At 71.8% G+C, this 20,856-nt stretch carries 19 protein-coding genes; 6 read left to right on the plus strand and 13 right to left on the minus strand.

The window, feature by feature from the left end; genetic code table 11:
• The first annotated feature begins 27 nt into the window (after positions 1-27).
• The 3 genes from G6N75_RS07335 to tldD are packed head-to-tail and all read left to right on the plus strand — an operon-like array spanning position 28 to position 6,199.
• Positions 28-3,915, plus strand: a complete 3,888-nt coding sequence (locus G6N75_RS07335) for a YhdP family protein (RefSeq protein WP_165347705.1) — start codon at positions 28-30, stop codon at positions 3,913-3,915.
• On the plus strand, positions 3,912-4,760 hold the full coding sequence (locus G6N75_RS07340) for a carbon-nitrogen hydrolase family protein (protein ID WP_165347706.1): 849 nt from the start codon (positions 3,912-3,914) through the stop codon (positions 4,758-4,760). The genes G6N75_RS07335 and G6N75_RS07340 overlap by 4 nt, the downstream gene beginning before the upstream one ends.
• On the plus strand, positions 4,757-6,199 hold the full coding sequence (tldD, locus tag G6N75_RS07345; protein ID WP_165347707.1) for a metalloprotease TldD: 1,443 nt from the start codon (positions 4,757-4,759) through the stop codon (positions 6,197-6,199). Before G6N75_RS07340 ends, tldD begins: the two co-directional genes overlap by 4 nt.
• Positions 6,200-6,281: 82 nt before the next feature.
• Here tldD and G6N75_RS07350 read toward each other — a convergent pair whose 3' ends face one another.
• From G6N75_RS07350 to G6N75_RS07385, 8 genes are all read right to left on the minus strand, one after another.
• Positions 6,282-6,947 (minus strand): PEP-CTERM sorting domain-containing protein, encoded by a 666-nt coding sequence (locus G6N75_RS07350; protein ID WP_165347708.1) that lies wholly within the window; start codon positions 6,945-6,947, stop codon positions 6,282-6,284.
• Between the two features lie 153 nt (positions 6,948-7,100).
• Positions 7,101-7,805 (minus strand): gamma-glutamyl-gamma-aminobutyrate hydrolase family protein, encoded by a 705-nt coding sequence (locus G6N75_RS07355; protein WP_165347709.1) that lies wholly within the window; start codon positions 7,803-7,805, stop codon positions 7,101-7,103.
• On the minus strand, positions 7,790-8,740 hold the full coding sequence (locus G6N75_RS07360; RefSeq protein WP_346765503.1) for an amidoligase family protein: 951 nt from the start codon (positions 8,738-8,740) through the stop codon (positions 7,790-7,792). Before G6N75_RS07360 ends, G6N75_RS07355 begins: the two co-directional genes overlap by 16 nt.
• Positions 8,741-8,799: 59 nt before the next feature.
• Positions 8,800-10,011 carry an AAA family ATPase gene (locus G6N75_RS07365; protein WP_165347710.1) on the minus strand — a complete coding sequence of 404 codons (1,212 nt, stop codon included), beginning with the start codon at positions 10,009-10,011 and terminating at the stop codon, positions 8,800-8,802.
• Between the two features lie 89 nt (positions 10,012-10,100).
• A complete protein-coding gene (locus tag G6N75_RS07370) occupies positions 10,101-11,180 on the minus strand; it encodes a 5-(carboxyamino)imidazole ribonucleotide synthase (RefSeq protein WP_165347711.1) in 1,080 nt (359 codons plus the stop codon).
• Positions 11,177-11,677: a 5-(carboxyamino)imidazole ribonucleotide mutase gene (gene purE, locus G6N75_RS07375; RefSeq protein ID WP_165347712.1), complete on the minus strand. Its 501-nt coding sequence runs from the start codon at positions 11,675-11,677 to the stop codon at positions 11,177-11,179. Before purE ends, G6N75_RS07370 begins: the two co-directional genes overlap by 4 nt.
• 4 nt (positions 11,678-11,681) lie before the next feature.
• Complete coding sequence (yjgA, locus tag G6N75_RS07380) at positions 11,682-12,206, minus strand: ribosome biogenesis factor YjgA (protein ID WP_165347713.1); 525 nt, start codon at positions 12,204-12,206, stop codon at positions 11,682-11,684.
• Positions 12,203-13,429, minus strand: a complete 1,227-nt coding sequence (locus G6N75_RS07385) for an aminotransferase class V-fold PLP-dependent enzyme (RefSeq protein WP_165347714.1) — start codon at positions 13,427-13,429, stop codon at positions 12,203-12,205. The genes yjgA and G6N75_RS07385 overlap by 4 nt, the downstream gene beginning before the upstream one ends.
• A gap of 91 nt (positions 13,430-13,520) precedes the next feature.
• Here G6N75_RS07385 and pmbA point away from each other — a divergent pair, with 91 nt between their 5' ends.
• On the plus strand, positions 13,521-14,870 hold the full coding sequence (gene pmbA / locus G6N75_RS07390) for a metalloprotease PmbA (RefSeq protein WP_165347715.1): 1,350 nt from the start codon (positions 13,521-13,523) through the stop codon (positions 14,868-14,870).
• Here the strand turns inward: pmbA and G6N75_RS07395 are convergent.
• Entirely contained in the window at positions 14,826-16,157 is a 1,332-nt protein-coding gene (locus G6N75_RS07395) for a YihY/virulence factor BrkB family protein (RefSeq protein WP_165347716.1), read from the minus strand. The two genes, pmbA and G6N75_RS07395, sit on opposite strands and share 45 nt — an antisense overlap.
• Entirely contained in the window at positions 16,154-17,056 is a 903-nt protein-coding gene (locus G6N75_RS07400) for a phosphoribosylaminoimidazolesuccinocarboxamide synthase (RefSeq protein WP_165347717.1), read from the minus strand. The genes G6N75_RS07395 and G6N75_RS07400 overlap by 4 nt, the downstream gene beginning before the upstream one ends.
• A 170-nt stretch (positions 17,057-17,226) precedes the next feature.
• Here G6N75_RS07400 and djlA point away from each other — a divergent pair, with 170 nt between their 5' ends.
• Both djlA and rpe read left to right on the plus strand, forming a co-directional pair.
• The gene (gene djlA / locus G6N75_RS07405; protein WP_165347718.1) at positions 17,227-18,012 is read left to right on the plus strand and encodes a co-chaperone DjlA; all 786 of its coding nucleotides are present in this window, start codon (positions 17,227-17,229) and stop codon (positions 18,010-18,012) included.
• Between the two features lie 75 nt (positions 18,013-18,087).
• A complete protein-coding gene (gene rpe, locus G6N75_RS07410) occupies positions 18,088-18,768 on the plus strand; it encodes a ribulose-phosphate 3-epimerase (RefSeq protein WP_165347719.1) in 681 nt (226 codons plus the stop codon).
• 12 nt (positions 18,769-18,780) lie between these two features.
• Here the strand turns inward: rpe and crp are convergent, their stop codons facing one another.
• From crp to G6N75_RS07425, 3 genes are all read right to left on the minus strand, one after another.
• Positions 18,781-19,446, minus strand: a complete 666-nt coding sequence (crp, locus tag G6N75_RS07415; protein ID WP_165347720.1) for a cAMP-activated global transcriptional regulator CRP — start codon at positions 19,444-19,446, stop codon at positions 18,781-18,783.
• Between the two features lie 98 nt (positions 19,447-19,544).
• The gene (gene coq7 / locus G6N75_RS07420; protein ID WP_165347721.1) at positions 19,545-20,189 is read right to left on the minus strand and encodes a 2-polyprenyl-3-methyl-6-methoxy-1,4-benzoquinone monooxygenase; all 645 of its coding nucleotides are present in this window, start codon (positions 20,187-20,189) and stop codon (positions 19,545-19,547) included.
• Positions 20,186-20,856 (minus strand): (Fe-S)-binding protein (locus G6N75_RS07425; protein ID WP_165347722.1); only part of this gene is annotated, 671 nt, incomplete at its 5' end. The genes G6N75_RS07425 and coq7, both read right to left, overlap by 4 nt.

Genomic DNA, 20,856 nt, shown 5'->3' on the forward strand with positions numbered 1-20,856 from the left:
CATGGCCGGGCGGGACGGCTGTCGCTGATGACCGGCCTGGTTCGCAAGGCCTGGCGCATCCTGGCCGGCACCGTGGCCGGCCTGCTGGTCCTCGCCGCACTGCTGCTGGGGCTGGTGCGGCTGGCGCTGGTCCAGGTGCCGGAGTATCGCACCCAGGTCGAGACCCGGGCGGGAGAACTGCTGGGCCGGCCGCTTCGGATCGCCGCGATGGACGCGCGCCTCGGCTTCAGCGGGCTGGAGTTCCGCGCCGACGGGATCAGCGTGCTGGCCAGCGACGGCAACCGGACCCTGTTCGTCGCCCGCAGCGGCGCCATCCGCCTCGACACCTGGGCCCTGTTGCGCGGCCAGGCGCGACTGGAGCTGGTGCGCCTGGTCGGCATCTCGGTGGGGCTCGAGCGCGACGCCGGGGGCGCATGGCGCGTGCTGAGCCAGGACGAGACGCTGGAACTGGCCAGCGCCGGCCATCCTGCCGGGGACGGGCTGCGCACGCTCGGCTCGATGCCCCGTGGACGGCTCGAGCTCGCCGACGTCGAGGTCAGCTTCGAGGACCGCCTGGCGGGCACCGGGCCTTGGCTTTTCTCCGTCGGCGAACTCGGTCTCGACCTGGCCCCCGAGGGCGCGGAGCTCGAGCTCGCAGGGCGGCTGCCGGCGGCGCTCGGCGGCGCGGTGTCGGCTTCGCTGGCCGTCACGGCCCAGGACGAGCGCGGGTGGCCGACGAGCTGGCAGCTCGGCGCCGCCACCGGGCGGCTCGATCTCGCCGTGCTCGCCGCGGCGCTGGATGAGCCGCCATGGTGGCCGGCGGCGGGAGAAGTCGAGGGCAGCGTCTCGGTCGCGGCCGAGGCGGGGGAACTCACCAAGGTCGCCGGCGACCTCCGGGCGCGGGAACTGCAGCTGCCCGCCGCGGCAGCGCTCGTCGAACTCGAGGCGGCCGCCGAGGTCGTGGCGCCGTCGTACCGCCGGCTCGGCGCCGGCTTCGAATGGACTCGGGCGCCGACCGGCTGGGCGCTCGGCCTGACGGAGCTCGAGGTGGCCCGGGACGGCCGGCGCTGGGAGAGCCCGGCGGCCGGGCTGGCGGTCCGGCAGGAGGGCGCCCTGCGCCGGGTGCTGCTGGAGGCCGACGTGCTGCAGCTGGAGGACCTGCTGCCGGGGTTGCGCTGGGTGCCGGCCGAGACCGCCGCCACTGTGCTGGCGCTCGCACCGGCAGGACGGCTGCGCGATCTCGACCTGCGGCTGGCCTGGCCGGAGGAGGGCGGCATGCCGCGCCAGTTCAGCGTCGCATCGGCCTTCGAGGGCCTGGCGGTACAGCCCTTCGGGCCGTGGCCGGGCGCGCAGAACCTCTCGGGTTACCTGGCCGGCAACCAGGACACCGGCAGCGGCCAGCTCGACAGCAGCCAGGCGAGCCTGGCGTTTCCGCGCCACTTCCGCGCGCCCATCGCGCTGGATACCGCCACGGGCCGGCTGGAGTGGCGGCGCGACGAGGCTGCGCTGCTGCTGAGCGTCGGGGACCTGCAGGCCGGCAACGCGGATGCCGACATCAGCGGGCGCGCGCAGCTGCGGCTGCCCGCGGACGACGCTTCGCCCTGGCTGGAAATCGAGGCGACCGCCCGCGACGTGACCGCGGCGGCGGCACCGAAATACCTGCCGATCGGCAGGCTGCCGGAACAGGTGATGGCCTGGCTCGACCGCGCCATGCGCGCGGGCCGGGTGCCCGAGGCCAGGTTCCAGTTCGAAGGCGAGACGCGCGCCTTTCCGTTCCGCGCCGACGAGGGGCTGTTCCGGGTCGAGTTCGACTGGGAGGAGGGCGAACTCGATTACAGCCCCGGCTGGCCGGCGGCCACCGGGCTGTCCGCCGCCGTGCGCTTCGAGAACGAGGGCCTGTTCGCCGAGGTGCGCCAGGCCGATCTCGCGGGGGTCGCGGCCGGGCCGGTGACGGTGGCGATCCCGGATCTCGCCAAGGGCGAGCTGAGCGTGCAGGGCCAGGCCGCCGGCGAACTCGCCGACCTGCGCCAGTTCGTCCTCGCTGCCGATTTGCTGCGCAAGATCCTCGGGCCGGGGCTGGAGCCGGCCAGCATCACCGCCGGCCGGGGCGAGGCGGACGTGAATCTCTCGTTGCCCCTGCGCACGCTCCGGGCCACCCGGGCCCGCGTGGACCTGGCCGTCACCGGTGGCGAGCTGAGCTACCCGTTCCTGGGCGCCCCGATTCGCCAGGTCGACGCCCGCGTCCGCATCGACAATGCGCGCGTCGAGGCCGAGCAGGCCTCCGCCGAGCTGGCCGGGGCGCCGATCGAACTGCGGGTCGTCACCGCGGATGACGGGGCGGTGCGGCTTTCGGCCGACGGGCGCCTCGACGCCGACCAGCTGGGCCAGGTGCTGCGACTGCCGGTGGCTGACTGGGCCGGCGGCAGCAGCGCCTTCGAGGGCCAAATCCTGTTCCCGGCGCCTGCCGCCGATGCGCCCGTAAGGATGAGCGTGGCTTCCGGTCTCGAGGGGCTGGCGATCGACCTGCCGGCGCCGGCCGGCAAGCCGGCCGACCAGCTGCTCAGGCTTGCCGTGAGCGCGGAGTTCCCGGCTCCCGACCAGCTCGACGTCCGGCTGGACTGGGCCGACTCGCTGCGCCTCGAGGGACGCTTCGACCAGTCGGGCGGGACGCTGCGCCCGGGCGTCGTGCCCGGCGGGGTCGAGGGCGACCGGTCCGGACTGGTGCTCAGCGGGGCGGTGACGGCCCTGGATCTCGGCGGCTGGCTGCGCCTCCCCTGGGACGGAGATGCCGGCACGGGTGCCTTCGCCGACTGGGTCGCCGGCGGGCGCCTGCTCATCGGTCGCCTGGCGACGCCCCTGTCCCGCTACGACGACGTGTTGGTCGAGCTGGCGGGCGAGGAGGCCCACTGGCGCTTCCAGCTCAGCGGCGAGCGCGTAGCCGGCGCCGTGCGCGTGCCCTTCGCGCTGTTCGGCGAACAGCCCGTGGAGGCGCGGCTCGAGCGGCTCTGGGTCGAGCCGTCGCCGGCCGACACCGGGCCTCAAGAAGCTGCGGGCGAGGCCGCCCAGGGCATGCACCCTGCCGCGGTGCCTGCGCTGGATCTCCAGGTCGACGACCTGCGATACGCCAACCTGCGCTTCGGCAGCGTCTCCGCGCTGACGATCCACGAGGGCGACGGCTTCGAACTGGTCGGGCTCGAGGGCGAGGGCGACGGCTTCATGTTCCAGGCCAATGGTCGTTCGCGCCTGTCCGACGAGGTCGATGCCTCGCGCCTGTCGCTCGAGCTCGACAGCGATGACGTCGGCCGCGCGCTGGAGTTCATGGGCTTCCGGCGCAGCATGGACGCCGAGCGCGGTACCTTCACCGCCAGCGTGGGGTGGCAGGGCGGCCTGCGCCGCGACTGGCTCGCAGCGATCGAGGGCGAGGCGAGCCTGCGGATCCGGGACGGCACGCTGCTGGGCGTGGAGCCGGGTGCCGGCCGGGTGTTCGGCCTGCTCAGTATCCAGGCCCTGCCGCGCCGGCTGGCGCTGGATTTCGAGGACGTGTTCGGGACGGGCACGGCTTTCGACCGCATCAGCGGTGATTTCCAGATCAAGGACGGCAACGCCTACACCCAGAACCTGGTGATGCGCGGACCCGCGGCCGAGATGGCCGTGATCGGCCGGGCCGGACTGGTGGCGCGGGACTACGACCAGACGGCCGTGATCGGCGCCGATCTCGGCGTCACCCTGCCGGTGGCCGGCACGGTGGTCGGCGGGCCGGTGGTCGGGGCCGCCCTGTTCCTCTTGTCGGAGATGCTGCAGCGACCCTTCCAGACCCAGCTGACGTATCGCATCACCGGGCCCTGGGATAACCCGGTCCTCGAGCGCCTGGGTCCCCAGGACGCGGCGCCGCCCGCCGAACAGCAACAGGAACCGCCCCGGGAGCAGCCGCAATGAGCATCCGCGTCGCCGTTATCCAGATGACTTCCGGCCAGGACCGGGACGCCAACCTGGCGGCTGCCGGCGAGCTGCTCGCCACCGCGGCCCGCCAGGGCGCGAGGCTGGCGGTGCTGCCCGAGAACTTCGTCTTTCTCGGTCGTTCCGAGGTCGAGCGGATGACGGTCGCGGAAGCCCCGGGGGACGGCCCGGCCCAGGCTTTCCTGGCGCAGCAAGCGCGCGAACTCCGCCTGTGGATCGTCGGCGGCACCATGCCGGTGCTGGAGCCGGGGGAGCCCCGCCCGCGGGCCACCTGCCTGCTGCACGACGACCGCGGCGAGCTGGTCGCGCGCTACGACAAGATTCACCTGTTCGACGTCGGCGTGCCGGATTCCCCGGAAAGCTACCAGGAATCCGCCGGCACGGCCCCGGGCCGCGGCGGGGTGGTGGCCGAGACCCCGCTGGGCAGGCTGGGCCTTGCCGTCTGTTACGATGTGCGCTTTCCCGAGCTGTTCCGGGCCATGGGGGAGACCGGCATGAGCGCGATTGCCTTGCCTTCGGCCTTCACCGCGCCCACCGGCCGGGCCCACTGGGAGCTCTTGGTGCGGGCCCGCGCGGTGGACAACCTCAGCTGCGTGCTCGCCGCCGCCCAGTGGGGCGAGCATCCGGGCGGCCGCCGGACCTGGGGCGACTCGATGATCGTGAATCACTGGGGCGAAGTGCTGGCGCGTCGCCGCGAAGGCGTGGGCGTAGTCATAGCCGACCTGGACCTCGAGGCCCAGCGCGCCGTGCGCCGCCGTTTCCCGGTACTGGACCACAGGCGCCCGGCGGAAGAGCTCCGCGTGCGCACGGAGAAGGACACATGAGCGAACCTGCATTGCCCGCCACCGTCGAGCGCGTGCTGGCCCCCGCCGGGCTCCAGGCGAGCGACCTCGACCGGCTGCTCGGCCGGATCATGGGCCGCGCCGTCGATGCGGCCGATATCTACATCCAGTCGCTGCGCCAGGAGGCGTGGACGCTGGAGGACGGCAAGGTCAAGGACGCCAGCCACACCATCGAGCAGGGCGCCGGCATCCGCGCCATCAGCGGCGAGAAGACCGGCTTCGCCTATTCCGACGAGCTCCTCATGCCGGCGCTGAGCGCCGCCACCGAGGCCGCGCGCGCCATCACCCGCCAGGGCGGCAGCGGCGCGGTCCAGGCCTGGCATTCGCCGCGCCCGGCGCCGCTGTACGGCGACATCGACCCGCTCGGCACGCTGGCCGACGAGGAGAAGGTCGCCCTGCTCGAGCGCCTCGACGCGATCACCCGGGCGGTGGACCCGCGCATCCGCGAGGTCATCGTCACCCTGGTCGGGGTGCACGAGCTGGTCCTGGTGGCGGCGAGCGACGGCACGCTGGCGACCGACGTGCGGCCCCTGATGCGGGTCAACGTGATGGCCATCGCCGAGCAGGACGGCCGGCGCGAGCAGGGCTACGCCGGCGGCGGCGGCCGCTTCGGCTACGGCTGGCTGCTGGAGGACGCCCGCGCCGAGGAATTCGCGCGCGAGGCCGCGCGCCAGGCCCTGGTGAACCTCGAGGCCATCCCGGCCCCGGCCGGGACCATGCCCGTCGTGCTCGGCCCCGGCTGGCCCGGCGTGCTGCTGCACGAGGCCATCGGCCACGGGCTGGAAGGCGACTTCAACCGCCGCGGCACCTCCGCCTTCACCGGCCGCATGGGCGAGCAGGTGGCGTCGCCCCTGTGCACCATCGTGGACGACGGCACGCTGGCCGGGCGGCGCGGCTCGCTGACCATCGACGACGAGGGCACGCCGACCAACTGCACCACCCTGATCGAGAACGGCATCCTCAAGGGCTACCTGCAGGACAAGCTCAACGCGCGCCTGATGGGCACGCGCTCCACCGGCAACGGCCGGCGCGAGAGCTTCGCGCACCTGCCCATGCCGCGCATGACCAACACCTACATGCTGGCCGGCCCGCACGACCCCGCGGAAATCATCGCCAGCGTCGAGCGCGGCCTGTACGCCGTCAACTTCGGCGGCGGCCAGGTCGACATCACCTCCGGCAAGTTCGTGTTCTCCGCGAGCGAGGCCTACCTGGTCGAGAACGGCCGCATCACCGCCCCGGTCAAGGGCGCCACCCTGATCGGCAACGGCCCCGACGTGCTCACCCGCGTCTCCATGGTTGGCAACGACCTGCGGCTCGACGCCGGCATCGGGGTCTGCGGCAAGGAAGGCCAGAGCGTCCCGGTCGGCGTCGGCCAGCCCACCCTCAAGATCGATTCACTGACGGTGGGCGGCACGGCCTGACCCGGCGCCCCGGTTTTCAAGCGCGCAACAGAAAACGCCCGCGGATCGCTCCGCGGGCGTCTTCCGTCAGAGGCCTGGTCGCTTAGCTGCGACGGCGACGGATCGCGCCGGCGCCCAGCAGGCCGAGGCCGAGGAGGGCCAGCGTGCCGGGCTCGGGGACGCGGGTATGCGTCAGCAGGCGCTGGTTATCAGTCGGGTGGTGCGGCTCGAGTACTGTGAATTCGTAGTGATTAAGAGGATTTTTCGAACCAAGCGATGTCAGCCACTCGTCTGCGACGTCTTTGACGGTCTTGGTCGAGTCGAAGTAACCGAAAGATGAACTCAGGCTCGTCGAAGAACCATTCACGATTGCCCACAACGCCAGCTGGAAAGCAGCGCTGCTCTTGGCCGAGGTGGCACCGGCATAGTAGTGGTCATAAAGTTTGCCGATCAGTTCAAAGTTCAGACTTCCCGGGGAAGGTACGTTGGTCTCCGACGTATAGGAACCGGTTTTGAGATAGTTCGTGACGTCGATGCAGAAGGCATCGACCGTACCAAGCTCGTCGGTCTTCAGCCTAATCTCGCCAGCCAGTATCGTTCCGCCGACCGCCCCGGTGTACCCAGGACTAACGTTGAGATTGCCCTTGGGTGCCCCGGAATACTTCATGCCAACGTTGGTGACGGTGATTGTCCCCGCCTGCACAGCCACCGACAGCATCAGTGCCGCCAGGCCGGCCAGGAGCATCGAGGCATTCTTGAACATCTTCATCGCGACTTCCTCTCGCAGAGAATTCGAAATTTGTCTGCCCGGTTTTATGCAGACTTCATGCCAATCAGGGAGAACTCAATAAAAACAATAGCTTGTCAAATGTGATCGGCCGAACAACAGGCCGATGTGTAAACTCTCTCGACACGACCTTCGTCACGGTTCGGCCCCGGCGGCCCCGGGGCGCTCGCGGCGGTACCGGGCGGCCTCGTGCACCAGCGCCCGGAACAGGTGGCGCTGGGCGCCGAGATAGAGCAGGAACTCCGGGTGCCACTGCACGCCGAGCAGGAAGGGACGCTCGGGGTCTTCGACCGCCTGGACGATGCCGTCGAGGTCGCGCCCGGAGACCCTGAGCCCGGTCCCGACGCGGTCGATGGCCTGGTTGTGGAGGCTGTTGACCTGCCGGGGGCCGGGCCCGAGCCAGTCCTGGAGCCGGGTATGCGGGTCGATGTGCAGCGTCTTCAGCGGCAGCACGGTCCAGCGGTTGGACGTCTTGCTGCGGCGGGACGCGAGTTCCTGGAACAGGCTGCCGCCGCGCCGGACGTTCAGCAGCTGCGCCCCGCGGCAGATGCCGAGCAGGGGGATGCGCGCGGCGAGGGCCCGGTCGATGACCGCCGACTCGAAGGCGTCGCGGGCCGCGTCGTGGCGCGGCTCGACCTCCGGTTCTGCCGCATACAGCACGGGATCGACGTCGTGCCCGCCGGTGATCACCGCGCCGTCGAAATCGGGCAACGCCGCCTCCTGGCCGGGCCGGAGCTGCGCCACGCGCGCGCCGTAGCGGCGCAGGGCCAGGCTCACCAGCAGCCGCGGGCCGAGGGCGCGGCGGGTCGGGCCGGTGACCGCGATCAGCGGCTGAGCCACTGCTGCTCGACCTCGCGGGCCCAGTCGCCCAGCCAGCGCTTCACCGGGTTGCGCAGCACCTTTTCATAGGCGCGGCAGCAGGCGGCGAGGCGCCGCGGCTTGGCGGCCAGCGCCTCGACCTCGAGCCAGTCGTGCCACGCCACCCGGAAGCTCCATTCGGGCCGGTGAATATCACTGTTGGGGAGCCGGTAGTGGAAGGCCGGCCGCGGCTTGATCAGCGGGTCGTCGGTCACGGCCCGCACCCGCTCTTCGTCGAGGTGCAGGAACAGCGGCAGGAAATCCAGCGCCCGGTTGCGGGTCGGGTTCCAGCGCAAGTAGTCGTCGATGAGCGTGCCGAGGTCGGGGGCATAGCCTGGCGCCACGACCAGGCGGACATAGTCCTGCGGGAAGGGGTCGATGAAGCTGGTGACACGCCGGGTGAGGTCGACCCGGGACTGGCGGAACAGCCACTCGTACAGGCACAGGAAGGCCTTGAGGTAGGGCAGGATGTCGGCGGCCTGCTCGCCGGGGACTTCCGGGTTGAACTGCAGCGAAAAGGCGTAGCCGACGCTGTCGGAGGTGCCCTTGGCGCCGGCGGCGCGGAGCACGGTGATGACGTCGTCCATTTCGCGCAGCCGATGCATGGGCAGCGGCGGGCTGACCAGTTCCTTCGGGACGACGAGTTCGGCCAGCGTCTTGAGCAGGTCCTCGGCCGAGTCGCGCAAGTCGTCCAGAACGTCGTTCTCGCCGCGCTCCTGGCGGCCCAGGCGCTGCAGGAAGTCGAAGTCCAGCTCGACCGCCCAGTCGCCGGCCGGGTCGCCGCTGAGCACCCGGCGGTAGCGGCCGTCCACGGAGATCGAGAGCCCCAGCTGGCCGGCCACCAGCTCGGCGATGTCATTGAGCTCGAGCCCGATCATCTCGAGTTCCACGCCGACGCGGCGCTCGTGGCCATGCACGGTGAAGCGGCGGCGCGGCAGCCGCAGGCGACGGCGGGCCGGTGCGGTCGGACGCCTGCTCAGTCCTGCTCCTGCTCTTCCTCGAGCGCGGCGTCTTCCTGCAGGCCCTCGGGGCCGAGGGCGGAATCGCCGGCGCGGAACAGCAGCTCGTGTTCGCCGATGACGAAGGCCTCGCCGTTCCTGAGGGTCTTGCGGCGCACGCGCTGGCCGGTGAAATAAATGCCGTTGGTGCTCTTGAGGTCGTGGACCACGGCCGACCCGGCGCTGACGGTCAGCTGGGCGTGATGCCGGCTGACGAAGCGGCTGTCGAGCTGGATGTCATTGTCGGCGGTCCGCCCGATCACGTAGCGGCCCTGGCGCAGCGGATATTCCTGGGGATCCTCGCCGGGACAGGTGACCAGCAGCCGGCCGACCACCTGGCCGTCGAGGGCGATCGCGGCCCGGAAGCGGTTGGTCCGGCTGGCGTAGTCGGTCCACTGCAGCTCCTCGACGGCCTCGCGCACCTCCTCCGCTCCCACGGCCGTGCGCTCTTCGCCGAAGGCGACCAGCATGGAGGTGTCGCAGAGGGTGTTGATCAGCCGCGGAATGCCGCCGGTGTAGCGGTAGACCAGCGGGTAGACGTCGGGGGCGAAGATCTCCCGCTCGGCGCCGGCGACCTTGAGCCGGTGCTTGACGTATTCCTGGGTCTCCACCTCGGTCAGCGCCTTGAGGTGGAAGCGCAGCCGGGTGCGCTGCGCCAGCTGTTCGAGCTCGGGCGAGTCGAGGGTGGTGTTCAGCTCCGGCTGCCCGGCGAGGATGATGCTGACCACGCGCCCGGCGCCGGGGCCGACGTCGGACAGCATCCGGATCTCTTCCAGCACGGTGGTGTCGAGGTTCTGCGCCTCGTCGATCACGATCACCACGCGGCGGCCTTCGGCCAGCAGGCCGCGCAGGTGGTTGTCCAGGGCGTCGAGCAGCTCCGCCTTGCGCATGTTGAAGGGGCGCACCCCGAACTGCACCAGCAGGGTCTGCAGGAACTGCACCGCCGTGACCTGGGTCTGGTGAATCCGCGCCACGGTGACGGTGTCGTCGAGCTCGGAGAGGAACTGCTCGAGCAGCGTGGTCTTGCCGGCGCCGATTTCCCCCGTGATCACCACGAAGCCGTCGCTGAACCAGACGGTGGACTCCATGTAGGCGCGCGCCCGCGCGTGCTGCTTGCTGAGGAACAGGAAGCGCGGGTCAGGGCTGAGCCGGAACGGGTGTTCCTTGAGTCCGAAGGATTCGAGATACATGCCTGGGCTTTCGAGCGAGGTCAGTGCGTTGGAGTCGAACAACCACTATAAGCGGCCCGCGCCCCGGCGCAAGTGAAACCGGTCAAGTTTCAGGCCAGTGCCTCCAGCCGGCGCAGGGCCTCGTCGCGTTCCGCGGCGCTGGCGCGCACCACGGTGCAGTGCCCCAGCTTGCGGTTGGGGCGGGCGGCCTTGCCGTAGTCGTGGTAGTGGGTGCCTTCGATGGCCAGCACGTCCTCGAGCGCCGGCAGGCGGCCGATGAAGTTGACCATACCCGCGTGGCCCACGGCCGCGGTCGAGCCCAGCGGCAGGCCGAGCAGGGCGCGCACGTGGTTCTCGAACTGGCTGGTGACGGCGCCCTCGATGGTCCAGTGGCCGGAGTTGTGCACCCGCGGCGCCATCTCGTTGGCCAGCAGGCGGCCCTCCAGCAGGAAAAACTCCACCGTCAGCACGCCGACATAGTCGAAGCGGTCCAGCAGGGCCCGCAGGTGGCGCTCGGCCAGCGCCTGCAGCTGCGGGTCGTCCCAGGGCGCCCGGGTCTGGCGCAGGATCCCGTGCTCGTGGGTGTTCTCGGCCAGCGGCCAGCAGGCGGTCTCGCCGTTGCGGCTGCGCACCGCCACCAGCGACAGCTCGCGCTCGAAGGGCACGAACCCCTCGAGGATCGCGGGCACGCCGCCGAGCGCGGCGAAGGCCCCGTCGAGGTCGGCGGCCGCCTGCAGGCGCAGCTGGCCGCGGCCGTCATAGCCCAGCCGGCGCGTCTTGAGGATGGCCGGCAGGCCGACCTGCCGCGCTGCCGCCTCGAGGCCGGCCTGCGAATCCACCGCGGCATGCGGCGCGGTCGGAATGCCGAGCTCCGCGAACAGCGCTTTCTCGGTGAGGCGGTCCTGGCCGGCGCCGAGCGCGGCCGGCGGCGGGAAAAACGGCACCTTCGCGGCAATCGCCTCGGCCGCCGCCTGCGGCACGTTCTCGACGTCGAACGTGACCAGGTCGACGGCCTCGGCGAGCCGGGCCAGCGCCGCCGGGTCGTCGAAGCGGCCGGGGATGATGCGGCCCACCTGCGCGCCCGGCGCGTCGGCGTCGAGATCGACGAAGACGAAGCGCTGGCCGAGGGGATAGCCCGCGAGCGCCAGCATGCGCCCCAGCTGGCCGGCGCCGATGATGCCGATGTTCATTCGTGCTCGGGGGCGGACGGGTCCGGCGCAGCCAGCACCTTGCGGGTCTGGTCCGCGCGGTAGTCCTCGAGCGCCGCCAGGATCTCGGGGCGCCCGGCGCCGACGATGGCCGCGGCCAGCAGCGCCGCATTGACGGCGCCCGCGCGCCCGATGGCGAGCGTGCCGACCGGCACGCCGGCGGGCATCTGCACGATCGAGAGCAGGGAATCGAGGCCGCTGAGCGCCTTCGACTGCACCGGCACGCCGAGCACCGGCAGGCTGGTCTTGGCTGCCGCCATGCCGGGCAGGTGCGCAGCGCCGCCGGCGCCGGCGATGAGCACCTCGAGCCCGCGGCCGCGCGCCTGCTCGCAGTACTCGAACAGCAGGTCCGGGGTGCGGTGCGCGGAGACCACGCGCGTCTCGTGGGGGACGCCGAGAAGCTCGAGCGTCCGGGCCGCGTGTTCCATCGTGCTCCAGTCGGAGCGCGAGCCCATGATGATGCCGACCAGCGTGTTCATCAGGCTATTCTAGCAGCGCCTCGCCGCCGGATGCCCCCTCGCCGTGCTCGCGTTCGACCACGGCCTTGAGCTCGCGGAAGAGGCGGCGCGGCGCCCCGCTGCGACCCTCGCGCGCGGCGGCCAGCGTAGTTTCGAGCGCGGCCGCTTCGGCGGCCCCGACCGAGGGGTGCGCGGCAAGGAATTCCCGCAGCACGCCCGGACCGTCGTCGAGCATCCGGTCGCGCCACTGCTCGGTCTGCTTGAAGCGGCGCGCGGCCGCCCGGGTAGGCTTGCTGCGGGCCTCGAGGAAGGCCTCCAGCGGCGCCGGGTCCACGTCGCGCATCAGCCGGCCGATGAACTGGCACTGCCGGCGGCGCGCCTCGTGCGAACGGATGCGGCCGAGTTCCGCCAGGGCCTGCAGCAGGCGCTCCGGCAGGTCGAAGCGGGCGAGGTCCTCCTCGCTGAGCGTGGCGAGCTGTTCGCCCAAGGCCTGCAGCGCCTCGGCGTCCCGCTTGCGGCGGGTCTTGCTCGGACCGTCGAAGTCGCTCACAGCGCGGCCTCCAGCGCGGCGAGCAGGCGCTCGATCTCGGCCGGCGTGTTGTAGTGCGCCAGCGAGATGCGCACCACGCCGGTGTTGCGCTCCAGTCCCAGCGCCTCGACCAGCCGGGGGGCGTAGAAGTGGCCGTGGCGGATCCCGATCCGCGCCTCGTCGACCCGGTGCACGATGGCCTCGGGCGCGCGGCGCGAGGAGACGAAGGACACCGTCGGCAGCCGCTCCGGACCGGCCTCGGCCGCACCGATGATGCGCACCTCCGGCCGCGTCGCGAGCCATTCGAGCACGCGGCCCACCAGCGCATGCTCATGCGCGCTGATGACCTCGAAGGCGGGCCGGCCATGCTGCGCGGCCAGCGCATCGAGATAGGCCGGCACCGCGGCGGCGCCCCAGGCGAGCTCGTAGGGCCAGGCCCCGGGCTCGAGCCGGGTGGCGGGCGAGGGCGCCGTCATCCACTCGTGATTCAGGTTGGCCAGCAGCGCGGCGCCCTCGGCCGAGCAGCCGAGCAGCGCGCAATGCGGGCCGAAGACCTTGTAGAGGCTGAAGGCGTACCAGTCCACGCCCCACTCGGCCAGCGTCAGGGCCCGGTGCGGCGCGTAGGCGACGCCGTCGATGCAGCAGCGGGCGCCGACGGCGCGGGCCCGGGCGACCACCGGGCCGAGGTCCACCACGCTGCCGAGCAGGTTGGAGGCGTGGGTGCAGCAGACCAGCCGCGTGCGCTCGGTCAGCAAGTGGTCGAGGTCCTCGGCGTGCAGGCGCATGGTGTCCGGGCGCACCCGCCACCAGCGGATCACCAGGCCCTGTTGCTGCAGCCGCAGCCAGGGCCCGATGTTCGCCTCGTGGTCGGCGTCGCTGACGATGATCTCGTCGCCCGGGGCCAGGGTCGGCTGCAGGGAGCGGGCCAGGCGCGACAGCAGGGAAGTCGTCGAGGCGCCCATGGCGACCTGCTCGGGCGGGAGCGCGGCGCCGCCGCCCAGGCTGAACAGCCCGGCCAGGGCCGCGCGGGCCTCGGCCTGGCGCTCGCCCGCCGCGGCCGAGGGGCCGTAGCTGGCGCCGAGCTGGACCGGCCAGCGCCGCAGGTACTCCGCCGTCCGGTCGGCGACTGCTGCCAGCGTGGCGGCGCCGCCGGCGTTGTCCATCAGCGCCCAGTCGCTGTCGAGAGCCGGGAAGTGGCCTCGCACCCAGTCGACGTCCAGCGTTGCGGTGTGTGCCCGGTTCACGGTCCAGTGCCCTGCGGGGGGCCGCGATGATAGCACGCGGTTTGCTACACTGCGGCGCTTGCCACGGCGGTCCCGGAGCCACGAAACCACGATGTCATCGTCAGACCTGAGCGATCTCGGCGCAGCGCGCGCCCGGCTGGAAACCCTGGCCGAAGATGCCCTCGCACGCGCGCGCCGGCACGGGGCTTCCGGCGCCGAAGTCAGCGCCAGCCTCGCCGGCGGGCTGTCGGTCACGGTGCGCAAGGGCGAGGTCGAAACGCTGGAGCACCAGCGCGACCGGGGCTTCGGCGTCACGGTCTATTTCGGCCAGCGCAAGGGCTCGGCGAGCACTTCGGACCTGGCGCCCGACGCCATCGAGGAAACGGTCGCCAAGGCCTGCACCATCGCGCGCTACACCGCCGAGGACCCCTGCGCCGGCCTGCCCGATCCCGAGCGCATGGCCGGCGACCCGCCCGACCTCGACCTCGACCATCCCTGGGGGCTCGAGCCCGACCAGGCCGTGACGCTGGCGCGCGACTGCGAGGCCGCCGGCCTGGACGCCGACGAGCGCATCACCAACACCGAGGGCGGCTCCCTGTCGACGCATCGCGGGCTGCGGGTGTACGCCAATTCGCACGGCTTCACCGGCGGCTACGCCAGCACCAGCCACAGCCTGAGCTGCGCGCTGATCGCCGGCAAGGGCGACCAGATGCAGCGTGACTACTGGTACACGCTGTCGCGCCGCGCGGCCGATCTCGAGTCGCCCGCCGCGGTGGGGCGGCGCGCGGCGGAACGGACCCTGCGGCGGCTCGGCGCCCGCAAGCTGTCGACGCGGACGGTGCCGGTGCTGTTCGCGCCGGAGCTGGCGCGCGGCTTCATCGGCCACCTGGTCGGCGCCGTCAAGGGCGGCGCCCAGTACCGCAAGGCGAGTTTCCTGCTCGGCGCGGCCGGCAGCCAGGTGCTGCCGGAATGGCTGAGCATCGCGGAGCGGCCGCACCTCCCGGGCGCCATGGGCTCGGCGCCCTTCGACGCCGAGGGCGTGGCCACCCAGGACCGGCTGCTGGTCGAAGACGGCGTGCTGCAGGGCTACGTGCTGTCGACCTACTCGGCGCGCCGGCTCGGGCTGCAGACCACCGGCAACTCGGGCGGCATCCACAACCTTCTCGTCGACGGCAAGGGGCCGGATTTTCCGGCGCTGCTGCAACAGATGGGCCGCGGCATGGTCGTGACCGAGCTGATGGGGCAGGGCATCAACGGCGTGACCGGCGACTACTCGCGCGGCGCCAGCGGTTTCTGGGTCGAGGGCGGCGAGATCGTCCACCCGGTGCAGGAAGTCACCATCGCCGGCAATCTCAAGGCGCTGTACCTCGACATCCAGGCGGTGGGCTCGGACGTCGACCGCCGGGGCGTGATCCAGTCAGGCTCGATTCTCGTCGGCCGCATGACCGTGGCCGGAGACTGACCCGGCCGGCTGCTGGAGCAGGTCGCCCAGGTGGCGGCCCGCGAGGCTCCGGCTCTCGGCGGCCCGCGCTTCCTGCAGCACCGGCGCCATCCGGCGCGCCTCCGTCCCGCGCTCGCCCCGCACGGCGGCCAGGATATCGGCCACGCCGATCTGGTCGGGTTCGCGCCCCGGCATGAAGGTGTCTTCTTCCGTGCGCACCAGCAGGCCGGCGGCTTCCAGCTGGTCGGTGATGTCCTCCAGCGCGCGCGCCGGGCACTCCAGCTCCCGGGCGAGCCGGGCGAAGCCCGGACGCGGCCCGCTGCGGAACCCCTGGCCGACCGCCTGCATGATCCCCAGCGCCAGGTTCTCCGTCTCGGAGATCGACAGCTGCAGCCGTTCCTGGCCGTAGCGCAGCCGCCCGGGATGCTGGACATAAAAGGCCACCTGGGCGCCGAGCAGCAGGATCAGCCACGACAGGTACAGCCAGACCAGGGCGATGATGGCGATGGCGAAGCTGGAGTAGATGGCGGCATAGCGGGTCGAGCCGACCACGATCGAGGCGAACAGCGAGCCGCCCAGCGTCCAGGCGGCGCCCGCCACCGCCGCCCCGACGACCGCGGCGCGCAGCCGGACGCTGGTGTTGGGCACGAAGGTGTAGACGAAGGCGAACACCGCCACCACCAGCGCCATCGGCGCCAGCCGGCCGATGCCGGCGAAGATCGCGCCGAAGGGCTCGACGGCGGTGATCGCCTGCATGGCGGCGCTGGAATTCACCGTCGCCAGCAGGCCCATGGCGGTCACCATCAGGATCGGCCCGACCATGATCACGCTCAGGTAATCGCTGAAGCGGCGGGCGAAGCTGCGGGATTTCTGCACCTGCCAGATGTGGTTGAACGTGTCTTCCACCTTCTGGATCATCGAGATCACGGTGAATATCAGCAGCGCCAGGCCGATGCCGCCCAGCACGCCGCCGCGCACGTTCTCGACGAAGTCGATCACCTGGCTGGTGATCTCCGCGCCCTTCTCGCCGAGGGGGGCAAGGAACTCGTACAGCAGCGGCTCGATCTGCCGGTGCACGCCGAAGCCCTTCAGCACCGAGAAGCTGAAGGCGAGCAGCGGCACGATGGACAGCAGCGTGGTGTACACCAGGCTCATCGAGCGCAGCGTCAGCTGGGCCTCGGACAGGTCGCGGACGATGGCATAGAGGAACCGTGCGGGCCACAGCAGCACTCGCTGGATGGTCGGCATGCTGTCGGCGTTCGGCCCCCACAGCAGGTCTTCGACGCGCTCGCGCAGGGACTCGATCATGCCGGGAACAGCTCCTCGTCGCCGGTGAGCCGGCGGTACGCCTCGCGGTACTTGGCGGCGGTGCGCGCAATGATTTCCGGGGGCAGTCGCGGGCCGGGCGCCTGCTTGTCCCAGTCGAGCGTCTCGAGGTAGTCGCGCACGAACTGCTTGTCGAAGCTCGGCGGGCTCGCGCCGGGGGTCCATTCGGCGGCCGGCCAGAAGCGCGACGAGTCCGGCGTCAGGGCTTCGTCGATGAGATAGAGTTCGCCGGCGGCGTCGAGGCCGAACTCGAACTTGGTGTCGGCGATGATGATGCCGCGCTCGAGCGCGTACCGGGCCGCCTCGCCGTAGATCTGCAGCGTCAGCTCGCGCACCTGCCCGGCCAGCGGCGCCCCGATCAGCTCGACGACCTGCGCGAAGCTGATGTTTTCGTCGTGTTCGCCGACGGCCGCCTTGGTCGCCGGCGTGAACAGCGGTTCGGGCAGGCGGTCGGCCTGCCGCAGGCCGGCGGGCAGCGGGATTCCGCACACCGCGCCGGTAGCCTGGTAGTCCTTCCAGCCGGAGCCGATCAGGTAACCCCGCGCCACGGCCTCGACCGGCAGCGGGCGCAGCCGCCGCGTCACGGCGCTGCGCAGGCGATAGTCCCCGACCGGCACGCCGGCCGGCAGCACTGTCTGCAGCGGAACCTCGAGCAGGTGGTTGGGCACCAGCGCGCGGGTGCGCTCGAACCAGAAGCGCGCCGTCTGCGTGAGGATCTCGCCCTTGCCGGGGATCGGATCGGGCAGCACCACGTCGAAGGCCGACAGGCGATCGGTCGCCACCAGCAGCAGGGTTTCGGCATCGAGCGCGTAAACGTCGCGCACCTTGCCACGGTGCACCAGCTCGAGACCCGGCAGGCTGGATTCGAACAGGGTGCTCACGGCGCCAACCGCTCCGGCGCGGGCGGTCCGGCCCGGCTGGCGACGGAGTCGGCTGCTGCTAACATGTTGGCTCCCGTGGAGGCCCAGGCCGTGAATTGCCGAATTCTCACAGCGGCTCGCCGCGTCCGTCAAATAAACCTTGCGCGCCGGCCGGGCACGGGCGTCGCCCGATGAGGTGGGCGGGCAAGGTGGCGGGCGCGGTGATCGGCTCGCTGGCCGGCCCGGTCGGCGCCGCGGTGGGCCTGTTCCTCGGCCACCAGTTCGATCGCGGCCTCGGCCGCAGCGAAAAAGCGCCGCGGCTGGCGCCGGGCGCCGTCAGCCAGCTGTTCTTCGAGGCGACTTTCAGCGTCATGGGCCACGTGGCCAAGGCCGACGGCCGGGTCAGCGAGGCGGAGATCGAGGCGGCCCGCGGCATCATGAGCCGGATGCGGCTCAACCCGGGCCAGGTGCAGGCCGCGATCCGGCTGTACACGGCCGGCAAGGCGGCGGACTTTCCGCTCGACGCTACGCTGGCGCGGCTGGGCCAGGCGCTCGGCGGGCGCAAGACCCTGCGCCGGGCCTTCCTGGAGATCCAGATGGAAGCGGCCCTGGCCGACGGCCAGCTGCGGCCGGCGACGCGGGAGCTGCTGTGGCGAGTGGCCGCCGCGCTGGACCTCAACCGCGTGGAAATGGCCCAGGTCGAGGCGCTGCTCCGGCTCGGCCGCGGTTTCGGCGGGCAGCAGGCGGCCCGCCCGGCGCCGCCCTCGGCCGCCGACGCCTACCGGGTGCTCGGGCTGACGCCGGAGGCGAGCGATGCGGAGGTCAAGCTGGCCTACCGCCGCCTGATGAACCAGCACCATCCGGACAAGCTGCGCGCTCGCGGGATGCCCGAGTCCATGATCCCGGTCGCCGAGGAGAAGACGCGCGAGATCCGCAAGGCGTGGGAGCTCGTGCGCGCCGCCCGCGGCATGCGCTGAGGGGCGGCGGGGATTCGGTCGGGCGCGGCCTTGGGGTAGAGTGTCGGCTTCGAGTTCGCGCCACCGGGTTCCGCCATGCTGGACTACCGTATCGCCCCCTCCATTCTCTCCGCCGACTTCGCCCGCCTGGGCGAAGAGGTCGACGCCGTGCTGGAGGCCGGCGCCGACATGGTGCACTTCGACGTGATGGACAATCACTACGTGCCCAACCTGACCATCGGCCCGATGGTCTGCGAGGCCCTGCGCAACTGGGGCGTGGAGGCGCCGATCGACGTGCACCTGATGGTGTCCCCGGTCGACGGCCTGATCGAGTCTTTCGCCAGGGCCGGCGCCAGCTGGATCACCTTCCACCCGGAGGCGAGCGCGCACCCGGACCGCAGCCTGCAGCTGGTGCGCGACCTCGGCTGCAAGTCCGGCCTGGTGTTCAATCCCGGCACGCCCCTGCACTGGCTCGAGTACCTGGCCGAGAAGGTCGACATGATCCTCATCATGTCGGTCAACCCGGGCTTCGGCGGCCAGCAGTTCATCCCCTCGGCACTGCGCAAGATCGAGGAAGCGCGCCGCCTCATCGACGACAGCGGCCTGTCCATCCGGCTCGAGGTCGACGGCGGCATCAAGGTCGACAATATTGCGGCAGTGGCCCGGGCCGGCGCCGACACCTTCGTGGCGGGCTCCGCCATTTTCGGTTCGGGCGATTATGCGAGCACCATCACCGCGATGCGGCGGGAGCTGGCGGGGTCGTACGCCGAGGACTAGGCCCCGGCAGGCTCAGGGGTTCTGCCGAACGCGCTGCTGGGGGCGTACGCCGTTCACCACGATGGTCTTGCCGCGGGCGCGGAGCAGGCCCTGCTCCTCCAGCACCTTCAGCACCCGCCCGGCCATTTCGCGCGAGCAGCCCACCAGCCGCGACAGCTCCTGGCGGCTCACCTTGATCTGCATGCCGTCGGGGTGGGTCATGGCATCGGGCTCGGTGCACAGGTCCATGATCGCGTGGGCGATGCGGCCGGTGACATCGACGAAGGCCAGGTCGCCGAGCTTCCGGTTGGTGCGCTCGAGGCGCGTCGCCAGCTGCGTGGCCAGCTCGAACAGCAGCGCCGGATTTTCCGCGGCCACCTGGCGGAAGCGGGCATAGGTCATCTCGGCGATCTCACAGGTCGAGCGCGTGCGCACCCAGGCGCTGCGCGTGGGCTGTTCCTTGAACAAGCCCATCTCGCCGAAGAACTGGCCCTTGTTGAGGTAGGCGAGGACCATCTCGTTGCCGTCCTCGTCCTCGATCATTACCTCGACGGAACCGTCGACGATGTAATAAAGGATGTCAGGCAGGTCCCCCGCGTGGATCACCACGGTCTTGGACGGAATGGAGCGAATGCGACACAGCCCGAGAAAGCGGCTCATCGCAGGGATCTCGGTCCCCTTCCCCACGGACTCAACCATGTCCTCGCCTCACTTGCTTCTTATGTCAAAAGCCCCTGACGCGCACCCTTTTAACCCAGTGCCGGGGGGCAGGGCAAGCCGCCGCCGGCCGGCCGCGCTCAAATCCAGTAGGCCGTGCGCGTCATGACCTTGGACATCAGTGCCATCAGCCCGCGCGCCGGAGGGGGCAGCGGCAGCCCGCCGGCCGCCCGCGCCTCGGCGCCGTGATGCGCCTCGTCGATCTTCATCTGCTCGATGATGGCCCGGCTGCGCTGGTCGCCCGGCGGCAGGCGCCCCAGGTGCTCCTCCAGGTGGTTGATCACCTGCGCCTCGGTTTCCGAGACGAAGCCCAGGCTCCAGCGGTCGCCGGCGAGCCCGGCGCCGGCGCCGAGCAGGAAGGCGCCGCTGTACCAGACGGGGCCGAGGCGGCTGGGGCGATCCTTCAGTTCCTGCAGCCGGTCCTCGCACCAGGCCAGGTGATCGAATTCCTCGACCGCCGCCTGCTCCATCGCCTCGCGCACGGTTTCCAGGCGGGCGGTCAGCGCCTGGCCCTGGTAGAGGCCCTGCGCCATGATCTCGCCGGCATGGTTGACCCGCATCAGCGCAGCCGCGTGCCGCCGCTCGCGGTCGGTCATGGTGTGCTCGGGCGTCGCGCCGGCCGGGTTGGGACGGGACGGCGGCGGCGGCGGTCCCAGCACGGTCCGCACGGCCTGGTCCAGTTGTTCGAAAGCCCGGTCCAGCGGGCTCAGCTTCCGGGTCGTCATAAGCCTGATTCTAGCGCAGCGACGACCAGCGAGCTCGGGTGGAGCACCGGCAGCTCGAGCCCCGCCCGGCGCAGGGCGGCGCCGAAATGCAGGGCGCAACCAATGTTGCTGGTCACCAGCGCATCCGGCGGGTTCGCCTGCAGGCCCGCCACCAGCGGCGCGACCAGCCGGTCGGCCAGCCCGGGCTGGCTGAGGAAGTGCTCGCCGGCGGCGCCGCAGCAGCCGGCGGGCAGCTCGCGCACCGCCACGCCCGGCAGGCGGGCGAGCAGGCGGCGCGTCGCGTCCGCGCTGCCGGTGCCATGGCGCTGGCTGCAGGGAATGTGCAGCACGACGTCGCGGTACGGGCCGGCCCGGAGCGCCAGCTCCGCCGCGGCCAGCAGCTCGGCCGGGTCGGCCACGCGGCGGGCCAGGCCGGCCCCGCCGTCGCCGGCGACCCGCCGATATTCCAGCAGCGTGGCGGCGCAGCCGCTGGCGCACACGACCACCGGGTCGGTCCCGCTGAAGGCCGCGAGGTTGCGGCGCGCCAGGCGCGCAGCCACGGCGGGCCGCCCGGCATGCAGGTCCACCGCGCCGCAGCAGCCCTGCCGGCGCGGGACTTCGACCGCGTACCCCGCGGCGGCCAGCGCACGCCGGGTGTCGTCGAGGCTGCGCCCGTCGAGGCCGTAGC

The sequence above is a fragment of the Thioalkalivibrio sp. XN8 genome, assembly GCF_011058255.1.
Lineage (GTDB): Bacteria > Pseudomonadota > Gammaproteobacteria > Steroidobacterales > XN24 > XN24.

Excerpts from the sequence above, each read along its gene's own strand:
- G6N75_RS07340 (WP_165347706.1), top strand. The coding sequence starts at position 3,912 with ATGAGCATCCGCGTCGCCGTTATCCAGATGACTTCCGGCCAGGACCGG.
- crp (WP_165347720.1), bottom strand. The coding sequence starts at position 19,446 with ATGGTTGAGTCCGTGGGGAAGGGGACCGAGATCCCTGCGATGAGCCGC.
- djlA (WP_165347718.1), top strand. The coding sequence starts at position 17,227 with ATGAGGTGGGCGGGCAAGGTGGCGGGCGCGGTGATCGGCTCGCTGGCC.
- rpe (WP_165347719.1), top strand. The coding sequence starts at position 18,088 with ATGCTGGACTACCGTATCGCCCCCTCCATTCTCTCCGCCGACTTCGCC.
- coq7 (WP_165347721.1), bottom strand. The coding sequence starts at position 20,189 with ATGACGACCCGGAAGCTGAGCCCGCTGGACCGGGCTTTCGAACAACTG.
- G6N75_RS07370 (WP_165347711.1), bottom strand. The coding sequence starts at position 11,180 with ATGAACATCGGCATCATCGGCGCCGGCCAGCTGGGGCGCATGCTGGCG.
- G6N75_RS07395 (WP_165347716.1), bottom strand. The coding sequence starts at position 16,157 with ATGATCGAGTCCCTGCGCGAGCGCGTCGAAGACCTGCTGTGGGGGCCG.
- G6N75_RS07350 (WP_165347708.1), bottom strand. The coding sequence starts at position 6,947 with ATGAAGATGTTCAAGAATGCCTCGATGCTCCTGGCCGGCCTGGCGGCA.
- purE (WP_165347712.1), bottom strand. The coding sequence starts at position 11,677 with ATGAACACGCTGGTCGGCATCATCATGGGCTCGCGCTCCGACTGGAGC.
- G6N75_RS07335 (WP_165347705.1), top strand. The coding sequence starts at position 28 with ATGACCGGCCTGGTTCGCAAGGCCTGGCGCATCCTGGCCGGCACCGTG.
- tldD (WP_165347707.1), top strand. The coding sequence starts at position 4,757 with ATGAGCGAACCTGCATTGCCCGCCACCGTCGAGCGCGTGCTGGCCCCC.
- pmbA (WP_165347715.1), top strand. The coding sequence starts at position 13,521 with ATGTCATCGTCAGACCTGAGCGATCTCGGCGCAGCGCGCGCCCGGCTG.
- G6N75_RS07365 (WP_165347710.1), bottom strand. The coding sequence starts at position 10,011 with ATGTATCTCGAATCCTTCGGACTCAAGGAACACCCGTTCCGGCTCAGC.